Annotated in this window: 18 protein-coding genes, 1 tRNA gene and 1 other RNA gene; 14 read left to right on the forward strand and 6 right to left on the reverse strand. The window is 70.2% G+C overall.

The genetic code is table 11. From position 1 onward, the window contains the following. Positions 1-35 precede the first annotated feature (35 nt). Positions 36-1,328: an adenylosuccinate synthase gene (locus BLT43_RS05525; protein ID WP_090110838.1), complete on the forward strand. Its 1,293-nt coding sequence runs from the start codon at positions 36-38 to the stop codon at positions 1,326-1,328. 11 nt (positions 1,329-1,339) lie between these two features. Further along, positions 1,340-1,579, forward strand: coding sequence for a DUF2842 domain-containing protein (locus BLT43_RS05530; RefSeq protein ID WP_090110840.1), 240 nt, complete (start codon positions 1,340-1,342; stop codon positions 1,577-1,579). A 79-nt stretch (positions 1,580-1,658) separates the two neighbouring features. On the opposite strand, the gene BLT43_RS19435 is transcribed toward BLT43_RS05530, so the two are convergent. Continuing rightward, a complete protein-coding gene (locus BLT43_RS19435; protein ID WP_090110842.1) occupies positions 1,659-4,184 on the reverse strand; it encodes a prolipoprotein diacylglyceryl transferase in 2,526 nt (841 codons plus the stop codon). A gap of 147 nt (positions 4,185-4,331) precedes the next feature. On the opposite strand from BLT43_RS19435, the gene BLT43_RS05540 reads away from it, so the two are divergent. From BLT43_RS05540 to nusB, 4 genes are all read left to right on the forward strand, one after another. Continuing rightward, positions 4,332-5,003 carry a thiamine diphosphokinase gene (locus tag BLT43_RS05540; RefSeq protein ID WP_090110844.1) on the forward strand — a complete coding sequence of 224 codons (672 nt, stop codon included), beginning with the start codon at positions 4,332-4,334 and terminating at the stop codon, positions 5,001-5,003. An 85-nt stretch (positions 5,004-5,088) separates the two neighbouring features. Then, entirely contained in the window at positions 5,089-6,219 is a 1,131-nt protein-coding gene (ribB, locus tag BLT43_RS05545; protein WP_090110846.1) for a 3,4-dihydroxy-2-butanone-4-phosphate synthase, read from the forward strand. Beyond that, positions 6,219-6,737 (forward strand): 6,7-dimethyl-8-ribityllumazine synthase, encoded by a 519-nt coding sequence (locus tag BLT43_RS05550; protein ID WP_090111509.1) that lies wholly within the window; start codon positions 6,219-6,221, stop codon positions 6,735-6,737. Before ribB ends, BLT43_RS05550 begins: the two co-directional genes overlap by 1 nt. Continuing rightward, positions 6,737-7,204, forward strand: coding sequence for a transcription antitermination factor NusB (gene nusB / locus BLT43_RS05555; protein ID WP_090110848.1), 468 nt, complete (start codon positions 6,737-6,739; stop codon positions 7,202-7,204). The genes BLT43_RS05550 and nusB overlap by 1 nt, the downstream gene beginning before the upstream one ends. Positions 7,205-7,271: 67 nt before the next feature. Here the strand turns inward: nusB and BLT43_RS19230 are convergent, their stop codons facing one another. Continuing rightward, complete coding sequence (locus BLT43_RS19230) at positions 7,272-7,613, reverse strand: SH3 domain-containing protein (RefSeq protein ID WP_207497418.1); 342 nt, start codon at positions 7,611-7,613, stop codon at positions 7,272-7,274. Between the two features lie 92 nt (positions 7,614-7,705). Beyond that, positions 7,706-7,861: non-coding RNA, 6S RNA (gene ssrS / locus BLT43_RS19490), on the reverse strand. Between the two features lie 113 nt (positions 7,862-7,974). Here ssrS and BLT43_RS05565 point away from each other — a divergent pair. Next, complete coding sequence (locus BLT43_RS05565) at positions 7,975-8,517, forward strand: MmcB family DNA repair protein (RefSeq protein ID WP_090110852.1); 543 nt, start codon at positions 7,975-7,977, stop codon at positions 8,515-8,517. On the opposite strand, the gene BLT43_RS05570 is transcribed toward BLT43_RS05565, so the two are convergent. Next, positions 8,498-8,695, reverse strand: a complete 198-nt coding sequence (locus BLT43_RS05570; RefSeq protein ID WP_090110854.1) for a DUF6324 family protein — start codon at positions 8,693-8,695, stop codon at positions 8,498-8,500. The two genes, BLT43_RS05565 and BLT43_RS05570, sit on opposite strands and share 20 nt — an antisense overlap. A gap of 125 nt (positions 8,696-8,820) precedes the next feature. On the opposite strand from BLT43_RS05570, the gene BLT43_RS05575 reads away from it, so the two are divergent. Then, positions 8,821-8,897: transfer RNA gene (locus BLT43_RS05575), tRNA-His, on the forward strand. A gap of 206 nt (positions 8,898-9,103) precedes the next feature. Here BLT43_RS05575 and BLT43_RS05580 read toward each other — a convergent pair. After that, a complete protein-coding gene (locus BLT43_RS05580) occupies positions 9,104-10,075 on the reverse strand; it encodes a LysR family transcriptional regulator (RefSeq protein ID WP_090110856.1) in 972 nt (323 codons plus the stop codon). Between the two features lie 447 nt (positions 10,076-10,522). On the opposite strand from BLT43_RS05580, the gene BLT43_RS05585 reads away from it, so the two are divergent. After that, positions 10,523-10,747, forward strand: a complete 225-nt coding sequence (locus tag BLT43_RS05585) for a hypothetical protein (protein WP_090110858.1) — start codon at positions 10,523-10,525, stop codon at positions 10,745-10,747. Positions 10,748-11,162: 415 nt separating this feature from the next. Continuing rightward, the gene (locus BLT43_RS05590; protein ID WP_090110860.1) at positions 11,163-11,507 is read left to right on the forward strand and encodes an SPW repeat domain-containing protein; all 345 of its coding nucleotides are present in this window, start codon (positions 11,163-11,165) and stop codon (positions 11,505-11,507) included. Positions 11,508-11,604: 97 nt separating this feature from the next. On the opposite strand, the gene BLT43_RS05595 is transcribed toward BLT43_RS05590, so the two are convergent. Beyond that, entirely contained in the window at positions 11,605-11,913 is a 309-nt protein-coding gene (locus BLT43_RS05595) for a DUF6476 family protein (protein WP_090110862.1), read from the reverse strand. Between BLT43_RS05595 and BLT43_RS05600 the strand changes: the two genes are divergently transcribed. From BLT43_RS05600 to BLT43_RS05615, 4 genes are all read left to right on the forward strand, one after another. Further along, on the forward strand, positions 11,912-12,931 hold the full coding sequence (locus BLT43_RS05600) for an RluA family pseudouridine synthase (protein ID WP_090110864.1): 1,020 nt from the start codon (positions 11,912-11,914) through the stop codon (positions 12,929-12,931). The genes BLT43_RS05595 and BLT43_RS05600 overlap by 2 nt on opposite strands. A 168-nt stretch (positions 12,932-13,099) precedes the next feature. After that, positions 13,100-13,999, forward strand: a complete 900-nt coding sequence (gene rpoH, locus BLT43_RS05605; protein WP_090110866.1) for an RNA polymerase sigma factor RpoH — start codon at positions 13,100-13,102, stop codon at positions 13,997-13,999. A gap of 88 nt (positions 14,000-14,087) precedes the next feature. Beyond that, positions 14,088-15,071, forward strand: coding sequence for a Gfo/Idh/MocA family protein (locus BLT43_RS05610; RefSeq protein WP_090110868.1), 984 nt, complete (start codon positions 14,088-14,090; stop codon positions 15,069-15,071). 44 nt (positions 15,072-15,115) lie between these two features. Then, positions 15,116-15,817 carry an NAD(P)-dependent oxidoreductase gene (locus BLT43_RS05615; RefSeq protein ID WP_090110870.1) on the forward strand — a complete coding sequence of 234 codons (702 nt, stop codon included), beginning with the start codon at positions 15,116-15,118 and terminating at the stop codon, positions 15,815-15,817. The last annotated feature ends 90 nt before the right edge of the window (positions 15,818-15,907 follow it).

Below are 15,907 nucleotides of genomic sequence, written 5' to 3' on the forward strand. Positions count from 1 at the left end.
GCGCCGGATTGGTTTGACCGGAAGGGGCAGGGCCCATGGCGAATGTGGTGGTCGTCGGCACCCAGTGGGGCGACGAAGGCAAGGGCAAGATCGTGGACTGGCTGTCCGAGCGCGCCGACGTGATCGCGCGGTTCCAGGGCGGCCACAACGCCGGCCACACGCTGGTCGTGGGCGGCGAGGTCTACAAGCTGCACGCGCTGCCCTCGGGCGTGGTGCGCGGCGGCAAGCTGTCGGTGATCGGCAACGGCGTCGTGCTCGACCCGTGGCATCTCCTGAAGGAGATCGAGGGCATCCGGGCGCAGGGCGTCGAGATCACCCCCGAGACGCTGATGATCGCCGAGAACACGCCGCTGATCCTGCCGTTCCACGGCGAGCTCGACCGCGCGCGCGAAGGCCAGAGCACGGTCGCCAAGATCGGCACCACCGGCCGCGGCATCGGCCCGGCCTACGAGGACAAGGTCGGCCGCCGCGCGATCCGCGTCGCCGACCTCGCCGACGCCGCGACGCTTGAGCTGCGGGTCGACCGGGCGCTGGTGCACCACAACGCGCTGCGCGCGGGCCTCGGGCTCGAGCCGATCGACCGCGAGGCGGTGATCGCGCAGCTGCGCGAGATCGCGGACGAGATCCTGCAATACGCGGCCCCCGTCTGGAAGGTGCTGACCGAGCGCCGCCGCGCCGGCGAGCGGATCCTGTTCGAAGGCGCGCAGGGTGCGCTTCTCGACATCGATTTCGGCACCTATCCCTTCGTGACCTCCTCGAACGTGATCGCCGGGCAGGCCGCGACCGGCACCGGCATCGGGCCGGGCGCGATCGATTTCGTGCTGGGCATCGTCAAGGCCTACACCACCCGCGTCGGCGAAGGCCCGTTCCCGACCGAGCTGCATGACGACGACGGCCAGCGGCTGGGCGAGCGCGGGCACGAGTTCGGCACCACCACGGGGCGCAAGCGCCGCTGCGGCTGGTTCGACGCCTGCCTCGTGCGCCAGACCTGCGCGACGAGCGGTGTCTCGGGCATCGCGCTGACCAAGCTCGACGTGCTCGACGGCTTCGAGACGCTGAAGATCTGCACCGGCTACGAGCTCGACGGCGTGCGCATGGACTACCTGCCGACCGCCGCCGACCAGCAGGCGCGCTGCACCCCGGTCTACGAGGAAATGCCGGGCTGGCAGGAATCGACCGCCGGCGCGCGCAGCTGGGCCGACCTGCCGGCGCAGGCGATCAAGTACATCCGCCGGATCGAGGAGCTGATCCAGTGCCCGGTGGCGATGGTCTCGACCAGCCCCGAGCGCGAGGACACGATCCTCGTCACCGACCCCTTCTCGGACTGAGGCTTCGGGGCATGGCGCGCAAGCTTTCGCACAAGGCCCGGCGGCGGCTGTCGCTGCTGATCCTGCTGGTCGGGCTGCCGCTCTACGTGGTGGTGGCGATCACCGTGGTCGGCCTGTTCGACCGGCCGCCGCTGTTTCTCGAGCTGGTGATCTACATCGCGCTCGGCCTGCTCTGGGCGCTGCCCTTCCGCCGGATATTTCTCGGTGTCGGCAAGGCCGACCCGGAGGAGGAGGAGCGCGGCGACCGCTGAACCGGGGCGGTCGGCTTCGAAAAGATAAAGGGCGGCGCCGCGGCGCCGCCCTTTTTCGTTTTGGTTTCGGCCCCGCGCGTCAGCCGGCGCGGCGCTCGGGGTTGAAGCGGCTCTGCGCGTTGACCTGGAAGCGGCCGGTGCGGGTCCGGGTCAGCAAGCCCTGGCGCAGCAGCGTGCCGAAGCTGCGCAGCCCGTCCTCGCGGCTCACCGGGCCCGGCGCCGCTTCGCGCACCTTCTGCATCAGCTGCGGGCGGGAGAAGTCCTCGAGCCCCTCGACGAAGGCGGTGTAGGCGGCGGCGGCCTCGAGCAGCTCGCCCAGGTCATGCGCGCCCATCCGCGCGGCGAAGCTCGCGAAGCTGTCGGCCTCGGCGGACCGTTCCGGCGCCGCCTCGGCGCGCGGCGCCGGCTGGGCGGCCCGGGCCGGCAGGGCCGGGGCCTCGGCCTCGATATCGGCCAGCGACACCCGGCGCGGCCGCACCGGCGCGGCGCTGGCAGGCTGCGGCTCGGCGGCCTCGGGCAGGTCGACCCGCTGCGAGGCCACCAGCTTCAGCGGCGCGGGACGCGGCCGCTCGGGGCGGGGCTGGGCCTCCTCGCGCTCCTCCGGGCGGGCGGGCAGCCTGGGGCGGCGCGGCCGGACCACCTGGCGCAGGTCGTCGCGGAACGCGCTCTCCGCCGCGTCGCGATCCTCGACATCGCCGAGCCGGCGGGCCGCCTCGGTCGCGGCCACGGCGGCCTTGAGCTGCGAGATCGCGTCGCGCCGGCGGCTGCCCTCGGGGTCGGCCATCCGCGCGTCGGCGGCATCGAGCAGCCGGTCCATGTCGGCCTCGTCCGGGGCGGGGCGGCGCAGCGGCCCGGCCCGATCGGGCTGGGGCGCGGCCTCGGTCTCGGCGCGGGGGGCGGCGGTCTCGTCGGCATCCTCGTCGGGCTGTCCGGACGCCGCCGTTTCTTCGGCGTCGCCGTCCTCGAGGCGCTCTTCGGGCGCGGCGTCGGTCTCGGCGGCGTCATCGCCTTCGCGCGCCTCGACCGCATCGAACAGCGCCTGGTCGAGATCGGCTTGCGACCGGTCTGCCAGCTCGCGCGAGGCGGGGGCCATGTCGAGCCCCATCTCGCGCTCGAGCGCCGCCAGTTCCGCAAGCAGGGCGCGCTCGGCATCGTCCGACGGGTCGGACCCGCTAGGCCGGGGCGCCTCGTCCCGCGCGGCCTCGGCCGGCTCGGCTTCGGCTTCGGTGCCGGGGGCGTCGATCTGCGCGGTCTCGTCCAGATCGGCGAGGGTCAGGTCCTCTTCGGCCCGCTCCGGCCCGGTCGCGGTCTGGGCCGCCGCATCGGGGCCGGCGCGGTCGTCCTCCGGCTCGGCGGGCCGCTCTTCGCCGCGAGCGACGGCGCGCTCGAAATCGGCCTTGCGCATCCGGATCACCCGCGCCCGGCGCGGTGCGGGCTGCGCCGCGGCCGGGGGCATGGCCGGATCGGCTTCGGCGGCCGGCTCGGCGGCTTCGGCCTGCGAGGTGTCCTCGGCCTCCGCTGCGTCTTCCTCGGTCTGCTGCGCCTCGGGAACGTCGTGACCCGGCTCTTGGGAGGCGTCCGTCTCCGCGACGGGGGCGGCCTCGTTGTCCGGCTCGGACGTCTCTTCCCAGGCCTCGGTTTCGAGCGCCCTGAGCGCCTCGTCCACCGCGTCGTCATGCGCGGCCGCCTCGGCGGCGTCCGGCGTGTCCTGCGCCGCCTCGGCTGCGCCGCGCTCCTGCCGAAGCGCTTCGCGCACCGAGTCGACGGTTTCCTCGTCCTCGGCCTCGGGGGTTTCGAGGTCGTGGGTTGCGGTTTCGGACGTTTCGGGCGCCTCAGCCTCGTGAGCCTCGTGAGCCTCGTGAGCCTCGTGAGCCTCGTGAACTTCGACTTCGGGCTGCGGCTCTTGCGCGTCCGCCTGCTGCGTGGCCTCGGTCTCCTGCGCGTCCTCGACATCGGCCCAGTCCCGGCCGCCGAAGCCGGTGCGCGGCGCCGGGCTCGTCATCGGGGCGAGATCCTCGTCCTCCTCGCCGGCGGCGAGGGCCGTCTGCCGGCCGACCACGGCGCGGATGCGCTGCAGCTTGGCGGCGATGCTGTCGCCGCTGGCCGGGGCGGCGGTGCGGGACGGCTCGGGCTGCGGGGCCGGCTCGCTCCGGGCCGGTGCCGCCTCGGGCGCGGGCTCGGCCGCTGCCTCGGGGGTCGGGGCAGGGGAGGCCGGCTGCGGGGTCGCGTCTTCCTGCCGGGCCGGGCTCGCCGGGCTCTCGGTCGCGCGCGGGGCCGGATCGGCGGCGGCGGGCGCCGTGGCGGCGGTGGGCTCGGTCGGTGCGGGGCGGGGGGCGGGCTGTTCCTGCGGCAGGGCGGCGCGCAGCACCACGCCGGTGCCCTCGGTGCGCGCCTCGACCCGGCGGGACACCTCGCGCTCGGCGATGCGGGCCAGCATCTCGGCGTCGGGGGTCGGCGGCTCGGCGCCGAAGTAGCGGTCGTCGGCCGCGAGGTCGCGGAAATACTCGGCGATCGCCTTCATGGTGTCGAAGGAATCGTCGAATCCCTCGAGCGTGCAGGAGAAGGTCCCGTATGAAACGGTGAGTATCTTGCTCGATCCAACCATCAGCGTCCTCGCTTTCTTCCCTGTCCGGCTCACTCGATCTAGCAGAGAATGGGTTGGAAACCGGATCGTGAGATGGGTTGCCGTGGGATGATTTCATGGCAAAAGCGGGGCGGGCCGTTCCGCCCGCGGCGATGATGGGAGAGACCGATGCCGATTGTCCAGTCCGCAGGGGCGGTCACGCTCCTGGGTGGCGGCGCATTGTTTCCGCAGGATCTGGAATGCGCGCTGGAGCGCGCGCCGGTGCTGGTCGCCGCCGATGGCGGAGCAGAGCATGCCCGCCGGGCGGGGGCGATGCCGCGCGCGGTGATCGGCGACATGGACAGCCTCGGCGACTGCGCCGAGAGCTTCGCCGACCGCATCCACGAGATCGCCGAGCAGGACAGCACCGATTTCGACAAGGCGCTGCGCAACATCGACGCGCCGCTGGTGCTGGCGATCGGCTTCACCGGCGGCCGGATCGACCACGAGCTGGCGGTCTACCACGTGCTCGCCGCGCGGCCCGACCGGGCCTGCCTGGTGATCGGCGCGCAGAGCCTGGTCTGCCACTGCCCGCCCGAGCTGGCGGTCGACCTGCCGCCCGGCACCGCCTTCTCGCTGTTTCCCATGGCGCCGGTCCGCATCGCCTCCGAGGGGCTGCGCTGGCCGACCGCGGGGCTCGACTTCGCGCCCGACCGCCGGGTGGGCACCTCGAACGAGGCGACCGGCCCGGTGCGGCTGCGGGCCGAAGCACCGGGGATGCTGGCGATCGCGCCGCGCGCGGCGCTCGACGCGGTGATCGCGGGGCTGCGCGCCGCGCCGCGGTGCTGGCCGGCCCGCTGAAGCGGGGCGCGGGCGGACCGCGCGCTCTTTGCAAAACCGCCGGTCTCGGCTATCTGCGGGCCACGCCAAACGTCAGGACCCGCCAGTGACCCAAGCCTACGAGACCCCCGGCCCCGTCGAGAGCGACTGGTCCGATGCGATCAGCCCGATCGACGAGATCATCAACGACGCGCGCAACGGCCGCATGTTCATCCTCGTCGACCACGAGGACAGGGAGAACGAGGGCGACCTGGTGATCCCCGCGCAGATGGCCACGCCCGACGCGATCAACTTCATGGCCACCCATGGCCGCGGTCTGATCTGCCTGTCGATGCCAGGCTCGCGCATCGACGCGCTCGGCCTGCCCCTGATGTCGACCAACAACTCCTCGCGCCACGAGACCGCCTTCACCGTCTCGATCGAGGCGCGCGAGGGCGTGTCGACCGGCATCTCGGCGCATGACCGGGCCCTGACCGTCGCGGTGGCGATCGATAGCTCCAAGACGGCGGCCGACATCGCCACGCCGGGCCACGTCTTCCCGCTGCGGGCGCGCGAGGGCGGCGTGCTGGTCCGCGCCGGTCACACCGAGGCGGCGGTCGACATATCGCGGCTGGCCGGCCTCAACCCGTCGGGCGTGATCTGCGAGATCATGAAGGAGGACGGGACCATGGCCCGTCTGCCCGACCTCGTGGCCTTCGCGCAGACGCACAACCTCAAGATCGGCACGATCAGCGACCTGATCGCCTATCGCCGCCGCCACGACAACCTCGTGCGGCTGCGCGACGAGCAGCAGATCGTGTCGGAGTTCGGCGGCGACTGGACGCTTCGCATCTATGTCGACGAGACCCAGGGCGCCGAGCACATCGCGCTGGTCAAGGGCGACATCTCGGGCGAGGCGCCGGTGCTGACCCGGATGCACACGCTCGACCCGATGCTCGACGTGGTCGGCACCGGCCCGAAGGGCCGCGCGCGCGAGTTCGGCGAGGCGATGAAGCTGATCGCCGAGGAGGGCCGCGGCGTGCTGGTGCTCTTGCGCGACCTGCACATGAAGCTCGCCACCACCGAAGAGCATTCGCCGCACGTGCTGCGGCAATACGGTCTCGGCGCGCAGATCCTGTCCTCGCTCGGCCTGTCGCGGATCGTGCTGCTGACCAATTCCCCCCAACCCCGCGTGGTCGGCCTCGACGCCTACGGGCTCGAGATCACCGGCACGCGCAAGATTTCGGAGATCGGATGATGGCCGGCCCCACCCACCACGCGCTCGCGCGACCCGAATTCGACGAGGGCCCGAAGATCCTGATCGCGGTCGCCCCCTACTACAAGGACATCGCCGACAACCTCCTCGCCGGTGCCATGGCCGAGATCGAGGCCGCCGGCGGCAGCTCCGAGGTGGTCGAGCTGCCCGGCGCGCTCGAGCTGCCCTCGGCGATCGGCATCGCCGCGCGGATGGGCGACTATGACGGCTTCGTTGCGCTGGGCTGCGTGATCCGCGGCGAGACCACGCATTACGACACCGTGTGCAACGACAGCTCGCGCGGGCTGACGCTGCTGGGGCTGCAGGGCATCTGCATCGGCAACGGCATCCTGACGGTCGAGAACTACGAGCAGGCCGCCGTGCGCGCCGACCCGCAGGGCCAGAACAAGGGCGGCGGCGCGGCCGCCGCGGCGCTGCACCTCGTGGCGCTGGCGCGCCGCATGGGCCGCAAGGACAAGGGCCTTGGCTTCACCGCCAGCCGGCTCTCGGGAGAGGGCTGATGGCCGACAAGCAGACCCAGAAGCGGCGGATGCGCTCGACCGCGCGGATGTACGCGGTGCAGGCGCTGTTCCAGATGGAGGCCGCGCAGCAATCGGTCGACCAGGTGATGCGCGAGTTCGAGACGCATCGCTTCGGCGCGGTCTATGACGAGGTCGAATGGGAGGAGGGCGATCTCGACACCTTCCGCGGCCTGATGGAGCGCGCCGTCGACGAGCAGGCCCGGATCGACCAGATGACGCATCGCGCGCTGGTCGCGAAATGGCCGATCGCGCGGATCGACCCGACGCTGCGGGCGCTGTTCCGCGCCGCCGGGGCCGAGATGATCTCGAACGCCACGCCGCCCAAGGTGGTGATCGTCGAGTTCGTCGAGATCGCCAAGGCCTTCTACCCCGAGGGGCGCGAGCCGCGCTTCGTCAACGCCGTGCTCGATCACATGGCGCGCGAGGCCCGGCCCGAGGCGTTCTGAGCGCCACGGGCGCACGAGACACGAAAGGGGCGTGGCCGATGGCCGCGCCCCTTTTCGTTCGGCCGGCTCAGGGAATGTGGTTGCCCAGCCAATTGCCATGCGCCCAGCCCAGCCGGTCGTCGGGGCCGAAGCTGATCGCGTACCACGGCCCGCGCGCCCCGTAGGTGCCGACGCGGTCGCCGTTATGGATCTTGCCGATCATCGGGTAGTTCGAGCCCGGCCCGGTCCGCACGGCCAAAAAGCCGTCGCCATTGGGGTCGAGCCCCATCACCGTGGCCGCGCCGAAGCAGGCCGCCTGCGCGTCGGGCGGGCAGTAGGTGTCGAACGGCACATCGAGCGGCTGCGCCGGGGCGGCGGGCGCGAGGAACAGGACGGACAAAAGGGTAAACAGCGACAATGGGCGCGTCATGGCGCAGACCTCCGCAGGCGTTCGGTTGCCGGCGCAGTCTAGCACGCAGGGCGGGCGTGACGAACGCCCCCGGATCGCAGGGGAGGAAGATGGCGGAAACCGCAGCGACCGTGCGGGTGAGAATTCCCGAGGACCTGTATATACAGGTGGGCGCCAGGTAGACGGGCCAGGACCCGACCAGAGCCAGCTCCCTCGGATTTGCTTAAGGCCACCGGAATTGACCCGTTGCACGAGAAGAGCAGTAACCGCCGAGGCCACACCTAGGCGCGCGCCCCGGCGCTGACAAGGGGGCCGTGCAAGGGTGCCGTGCGAGAGGTTTCGCGGCTTGCACGGCGTTCGCCCTTCGTTCATATTGCGCGCCATGCCTGAGGACTGGGACGACTGGGAGAAGGGGGAGCGGCGGCCGCCGACGCCGCAGCTGCCCGAGGATGCGCTATCGGCCGAGGCGCTGGCGCGCCCGCGCGCTGAGCCGCAACCGGGCCAGATCCTCGCGCGCGGGGTCTGCCGGCACCTGCTGTCGCACGGCTTCGTGACGGTCGAGGAATTCGTGCCCGTCTCTGGGCTCAGGGTCGACGTGATGGCGCTCGGCCCCAAGGGCGAGCTGTGGGTGATCGAGTGCAAGTCCTCGCGCGCCGACTTCACCTCGGACCGCAAGTGGCAGGGCTATCTCGACTATTGCGACCGCTTCTTCTGGGCGGTGGATGACGGCTTTCCGCTGGAGCTGCTGCCCGACGAGACCGGCGTGATCATCGCCGACGGCTACGACGCGGAGATCGTCGCCATGGCGCCGGAAGCGAAGCTTGCCGGCGCGCGGCGCAAGGCGATGACGCAGAAATTCGCGCGCCATGCGGCGCTGCGCTGGCACAAGGCGCGCGATCCGGCGATCAGCCTTTCCTCGGCCTGACCGCGCGCGCCGCCCGCACCGCGGCCATGATCTCTTCCGCGATCTCCTCGGCCTCGTCGGGGTCGAAATCCATCGGGATCTCGGTCTTGCCGGCTTCGATGAACAGCCGGACCATGCCCTGGTCGGTCGGGCCGATCTGCAGGTTCGCCTCGATGTCGCGTTCGGTGTCGATGCCCATGGCGGCTCCTTTCCTCGTTGCAACGTCCCTATCGCCGGCCGGCGATCCGGGCAAGCGCGGCCGCCGCGAGGGAAGCCGGATCAGGGGTTGCAATCCCCGCCGCCCGGCGCTAATTCCGCGCCAGTGCCGCCTTAGCTCAGTTGGTTAGAGCGCTGGATTGTGGATCCAGAGGTCCCCTGTTCAAGCCAGGGAGGCGGTACCATCCTCCCGAAATCGTGTTCGCGGCCCGACGTGGTCGGATCGCTGCCTGTGATCAGGCAATGCGTGGCCCGAGGGTCGTTGTAGCTGGCCCTTTCTGCTGCGCGATATCTTGCTGCGGCGCGCGACGTCCGGTCGTGCCACGTCGCGAAGTTGCCGGCCGGCGGGCCGGTCGTCCGACGCGCCGTCGGGGCCGCGGCCCGGTCGGTGCTAGTCCTCCAGCGAGGCGCGCAGGGCGCGCTGCGCGAGGTCGATCAGTTTCGGATCGGCGTTCTCGGCATGCACGACGTAGAGCGGGTAGGAGAAGATCGGCATGTCCGGAACGATCGCGACCTCGCCCCGGTCCAGATAGGGCTGCACGGTGCGCAGCCGGCCATAGCCCGCGCCGCCATAGCTCAGCGCGTAGTGCATCGCGAGCGGGCCGGAGTTGATCTCGATCGACCGGGACGTTCGTTCGCCGAAGCAGTGCTTGAAATCCTGCTCGAACTGCTCGCCCCAGTCGATATGGATGAATCGCGGGTCGTCGACGGAGGTGACCTCCGGGTCCGTCGTCAGCATCACCAGCTTTTCCTCGATGAAGAGCTCGTACCTGATGCCGGGCCGGTGCGGCGGGACATGCATCAGGGCCAAATCGATCTCTCCCAGCGCCAGCCCCTCGGCGACCCGGTCTGACGAGTCGAGGACGACCCGCAGGGCCAGCTCCGGATCGGATTGCCGCAGATGCGACATCCATGCGGCGGTGTAGCCGAAGGGCAGCCTCGCCTCGGTCGCGACCACGATGATGTCGCGATGGCCTTCCGGCACGCTCGTGAGTCGCGTGATCTGCTCGCCGGTCTGGATGAATCGCGGCGCCAGCCGAAGCAGCTGCTGCCCGGCGGGCGTGGGTTTGACCCCTCCCCGGGTGCGATAGAGGAGCGGCTGGCCGACCCGCTCTTCCAGCGCCTTGATCCTCGCGCTGACGGTGGTCTGGGCGACATGCAACCTAGAAGCGGCATCCGCGAAGCTGCCTTGGGCAACGATTTCCACGAATGTCCTAACTGTTTCGGTGTCCAACTGGTTCCTCCAATAATCTTGAAGCCATGGATCAAAACTACTGGTTTGCGATGCGATCTGGTGCGTGCCAGATTTTGTCAATCTTGATGCAATGCAATGTGATGGGCGGCGGTCGGTGGATAGAACCATTTCATGCGGAAGTATCTCCCCAAATCACGACATACCGGCTATGCGTCACGCGAATACCGAGGTGATTGTGGAAGCGATCGTGATAACGGTAAGAGCGGCAAGGGATCCGTCATACCTGTCCCGAATCGGAGATCAATACGGGCGATACGGGCGTAGGGTGGAAATGATGGATGGGGCGGTCGAATGGCGCTCCCCGAACCGTTTCGCGCCTCCGCCGCCCGCTGAAGTGACCGGACCCCAAGGGGATGCGAGGTCGGGCTGGTTCCTGATCCCGTTCTTCCTGGCCGGCATATTGTCTTGGATCTGGGTGGTGTCGGTGGCCCTGGGCTGGCTGGCCGGCCGCTAGGGATGGGGACGGACATGGGGCGGAACGACGCGAAGCGCGGCTGCGAACATCGTGGCGAGAGACCGCGTGGAATTTCGGGTCGGAAGTGAAAGGAATCCAGAATGGATAGAAAAACGACGAGCCTTGCACGGCAAATTCTCGCGCTCGACGCGATGGAATTCCGTGAACTCTGGCAGTCCATCGGATCGGAGATGATGTCGGGTCGCAAGGACCTCGAAATGGAATGGTATCGCTACGGAAAAGACATGCAGCGTTGGGAGTGCTCGGTCATTTCCACTTTGCACTCTGCCGTCATCTCCGGCCAGCGAAATTCGCGGCGAAGCTGAAATATGGCAATTCTGTGTTCGGCCGACCCTCTATTTCCCTTTGAGGGGCGGTTCAACACAGAATCGCCGTATTTCGGGGCCGTGCAATTGCCCGTATCCGCGGGGCCGGCGGCCGCGGAATTTCGATCGACCGGCGCCCGATTCCTCGCTCTTGGGTTGTGATTCCGGCCTCCGCGCGGTCTCCGCACGGCCCCGGGCGCGGCCGCGCCTGCGATCCCGACAAAGTGATCGACCACCCCTACCGCGCGGTGCCGGGCTCTCCCATCTGTGATCCGAAGGCCGTGCGCGGCCTTCCGTGGCCTGCGGGCCGCTCCCCCGATCATGGACGGACGGCCCCGCCGGGCCACGCGTTTGGGCCGGCCGGCAAGGTGCACCGGCGTCCGGACGCCTTCCGGCCCTGCGACGGAGGAGCGACATGCATCATCGACATCATTGGCAGGACTGGGTCTTCGGCGCGATCGGGCTGTGGCTGATCGTCTCGCCCTTCGCCTTTGCCGCGACCGGCGCCGCGCTGTGGAGCTTCATCGTGCTCGGCGCGCTGGTCGTGGCCATGGCGGCGCTGGGCCTGCTCGAGGCGGGGGCCGAGGAGTGGACCGATTACGGGGTGGCGGTGCTGGCGGTGCTGCTGGTGGCCTCGCCCTGGGTCATGGGGTTCACCGCCATGACGCTGCCGACCTGGAACGCGGTGCTGTGCGGCATCGTGCTCGCGGTGGCGGCGCTGTGGACCCACCTGATGCCGCATGAGGGCGGGCACGCCTGAGCGGCGGCGCGCGGCGGTGCGGACATCGCGCCGGGCCGCCGCGCCACGCCATGCCATGTCCCGGGGCCTCGCCGGTCGCGGCGCGCCGGGCCGCGGCCTATTCGGGCGCGATCTCCACGCTTTGCCGCAGCGCGCCGTCGCGGCCGTAGACGAGGATGCGGTCGTCCTGCGTGACCACCGCGATCCAGTCGCGGCCCTGGGTGAAGGCGGCGGCTTCCGCGCCCTCGGGCAGGGCGATCCGCTCGGGCAGCGGCAGGGGATCGGCGTTCAGACGGATGACAAGCGTCGCGATCAGCACTAGGAAGCCCGCGATCATCACGCCCGCCAGAGCGATCACCAGCCATTTGAGCCATTTCAGCTCGGGCGGGATCCGGACCGGGCCCTCGGCTTCGGGAGTGTCCTGCATGGGCGACGTCTCCATTTTGCGCTTCACCATCGCCGCCGATCCGCCGGCGCGTCTTGATAAGGCCCTGGCCCGCGATGTGCCAGAGCAGGCGGCGCTGTCGCGCTCGCGGCTGGCCAAGCTGATGGCCGAGGGCGCGGTGACGGTCGATGGCGCCGTCGCGACCGACGCCAAGGCCGCGGTGGCCGAGGGCGCGCAGGTCGAGATCATCGTGCCGCAGGCGGCCGAGAGCCACATGGCGCCCGAGCCGATCCCGCTCGACGTGGTGTGGGAGGACGACGATCTCATCGTGATCGACAAGCCCGCCGGCATGGTGGTGCATCCCGCGCCGGGCAGCCCGGACGGCACGCTGGTCAACGCGCTGATCCACCATTGCGGCGACAGCCTCTCTGGCGTCGGCGGCGCCAAGCGGCCGGGCATCGTGCACCGGATCGACAAGGACACCTCGGGGCTCTTGGTGGTGGCCAAGACCGACCGCGCGCATCAGGGCCTCGCGCTGCAGTTCGAGAAGCACACGGCCGAGCGGCGCTATTTCGCGCTTTGCCACGGCGTGCCCGACCCGAACGACCCGCGGCTGCGCGGCGTGAAGGGGGCGAGCTTCGAGCCCGGCGCGGTGCTGAAGATCCAGACCCTGCTCGGCCGGCACCGCACCGACCGCCAGCGCCAGGCGGTGAGCTTCGAGCAGGGCCGCCACGCGGTGACCCGCGCGCGGGTGATCGAGGCCTTCGCCGGCGCCGCGCTGGTCGAGTGCCGGCTCGAGACCGGGCGCACCCACCAGATCCGGGTGCACATGGCCCATGCCGGCCACGCGCTGATCGGCGATCCGGTCTATGGCGGCCGGCGTAAGCTTTCGGAGAAGGCGGTGGGACCAGATGCCGCAGCCCTCGCGGCCGCCTTCCCGCGGCAGGCGCTGCACGCGGCGTCCTTGGGTTTCAGGCATCCCGTGACCCGCGAGGCGCTGAGCTTCGACAGCCCGATGCCCGCCGACATGGCGGAACTCCTTGCCGCGCTGCGGGGTTGAAACGCCGTAACGAAATTCACATATAGCCGAGCCTTCGATGCAGCCCCTCGCGCAAGCGGGGCCGCTCGGTTCATGATTGCACAGGTACCGGCGCGGCGGTTGCGCTTGCCGGAACCGGTGCCGCGCTTTAATCGTGTCCGACCCTAAGACATCCGAAAGGAGGGGCCCATGGCAGCGACCTATTCGAATCTTCCCGCCCCGTCTCCCGAACAGGGGCTGAACCGCTACCTGCAGGAAATCCGCAAGTTTCCGATGCTGGAGCCGGAAGAGGAATACATGCTCGCCAAGCGCTGGGTCGACCACGAGGATGCGGGCGCCGCCCACAGGCTCGTGACCTCGCATCTGCGGCTCGCGGCCAAGATCGCCATGGGCTATCGCGGCTACGGCCTGCCGCAGGCCGAGGTGATCTCGGAGGCCAATGTCGGCCTGATGCAGGCGGTCAAGAAGTTCGACCCCGAGAAGGGCTTCCGTCTCGCGACCTACGCGATGTGGTGGATCCGCGCCTCGATCCAGGAATACGTGCTGCGGTCGTGGTCGATGGTGAAGCTCGGCACCACGTCGGGCCAGAAGAAGCTGTTCTTCAACCTGCGCAAGGCCAAGGCCCGGCTCGGCGCGCTCGAGGAAGGCGACCTGCGCCCCGAGAACGTGCGTCAGATCGCCACCGATCTCGGCGTGACCGAGGACGAGGTGGTGTCGATGAACCGGCGCATGTCGGGCGGCGACGCCTCGCTCAACGCCATGGTCGGCACCGAGGGCGACAGCGCCACCCAGTGGCAGGACTGGCTCGAGGACGAGGGCGCCGACCAGGCGACCGACTACGAGGAGCGCGACGAGCTCGATGCGCGGCGCGAGATGATGGCCGAGGCGATGAGCGTGCTGAACGAGCGCGAGCGCGACATCCTCGTGCAGCGGCGGCTGCAGGACGAGGCGGTGACGCTCGAGGAGCTGTCGGGCCAGTACGAGGTCAGCCGCGAGCGCATCCGCCAGATCGAGGTCCGCGCCTTCGAGAAGCTGCAGAAGCGGATGCAGGAGCTGGCCAAGGAACGCGGGATGATGGAACGCGCCTGATCCGCGTTGCGCCCCCCGCGCCGTGACCGTTACCCTCTTCCCCGACCGGGAAGAGGGTTTTTCTTTTCCCGAACGAGGGAAGAGAGACATGACCGAACCGATCCGCTGGGGCGTGCTGGGCGCCGCGAAATTCGCGCGCGAGTTCATGGCGCGGGCCATCCATGCCGCCGAGGGCGCCGATTTCGTGGCGCTCGCCACCTCGTCCGAGGAAAAGGCCGGGCCGTTCCGCGCCTTCCGCCCCGGGCTCAGGGTGCATCTCGACTACCAGGCGCTGCTCGACGACCCGGAGATCGACGCGGTCTACATCCCGCTGCCCAACCACATGCATGTCGAATGGACGCTGAAGGCGCTCGCGGCCGGAAAGCACGTGCTGTGCGAAAAGCCGCTGGCGATGCGGGCGGGCGACTTCGACGCGGTGATCGCCAAACGCGACGAGACCGGGCAGGTCGCCGCCGAGGCCTACATGATCGTGCATCACCCGCAATGGATCCGCGCGCGCGAGCTGGTGCAGTCGGGCGCGATCGGCGCGCTGCGGCATGTCGAGGCGGCCTTCAGCTTCGACAACTCGGCCCAGACCGGCAACATCCGCAACCGGCCCGAAACGGGCGGCGGCGCGCTGCCCGATATCGGCGTCTACGCCTTCGGCTCGGTGCGCTTCGTCACCGGGCTGGAGCCGCGCGAGATCCGGCACGCCACCATCCGCACCGAGAACGACGTCGACGTCTACGCGCAGGTCGCGGCCGGCTTCGACGGCTTCGAGTATTCCGGCATGGTCTCGATGCGGCTCTTTCCGCGTCAGGAGGTGACCTTCCATGGCGAGGCGGGCGTGCTGAAGATGCTCTGCCCGTTCAACGCCAACGCCTTCGGGCAGGCCGAGCTGACGCTCGAGACCGAGGGCAAGCGCGTGCTGCATGAGCGCTGGCCGGGGGTGGACCATTACAAGCTGCAGGTCGAGGCCTTCGGGCGCGCGGTGCGCGGCGAGGCGGACTACCCGTGCCCGCTGGAGTTCAGCCGCGGCACGCAGGCGATGATCGACATGGTCTACGCGGCAGGCGGTCGCGGGAACGGCTGAGGCCTGGCGTCGTTGTTCCCGGTATTTCGCCGGAGGGCAACGACATGACCGATCCGAAGACGCTGCTGGTTCTGGGCGCGCATGGCGTGACCGGGCAGGAGGTGGTGGCGCAGGCGGTGGCGAAGGGCCACCGCGTCCGCGCCGCCGAGATGAGCTGGCCCGAGGACGCCGCGCCGCCCGCACCGGGGGTGGAGCGCGTCACGGCCGACGTGCTCAAGGACGATCTCGGGCCGGTGGTGCAGGGCGTCGACGCCGTCATCTCGGCGCTGGGCGTGCCGGGCGATCCGCAGACTCTGATGGATCCGCCGCCGCTCTACACCACCGGGACGCGGCGGCTGGTCGAGGCGATGCGCGGCGCGGGCGTGAAACGCCTCGTCACCATCTCGGCGAGCTTCGTGGTCACGCATGACCGCGGCCCGGCGCTGTTTCGCGCCACCGCGATCCCGGCGCTGACCCGCGTGCTCGACCAGATGCGTGACATGGAGGAGATGCTGCGCGCCACCGACCTCGACTGGACCGCGGTGCGCCCGGGCTGGCTGCTGCCGGAGCCGCTCACCGCCGAATACGTCGTGGTGCCGGACGTGATCCCCGAGGATCTGATCCGCACCCGCCACGCCGATCTCGCGCATTTCATGCTGCATTGCGCCGAGAGCGGCGAATGGCTGCGCCAGACCCCCGCCATCGCGCGCGAGGAGGACGCGGCGCACAGCTCCTCCTTCGAGGTGGTGCGCGAGATGCTGGCGTGATCCTGCCCACGGGGCCGGTGCTCTGCGCGAGAGCACATTTTCGGCACATTTCGGCCCCATGACCTGTCCCGGATGAGGCGGTCGCCGGCA

Origin of the sequence: Limimaricola pyoseonensis, assembly GCF_900102015.1 — a bacterium.
GTDB lineage: Bacteria > Pseudomonadota > Alphaproteobacteria > Rhodobacterales > Rhodobacteraceae > Limimaricola > Limimaricola pyoseonensis.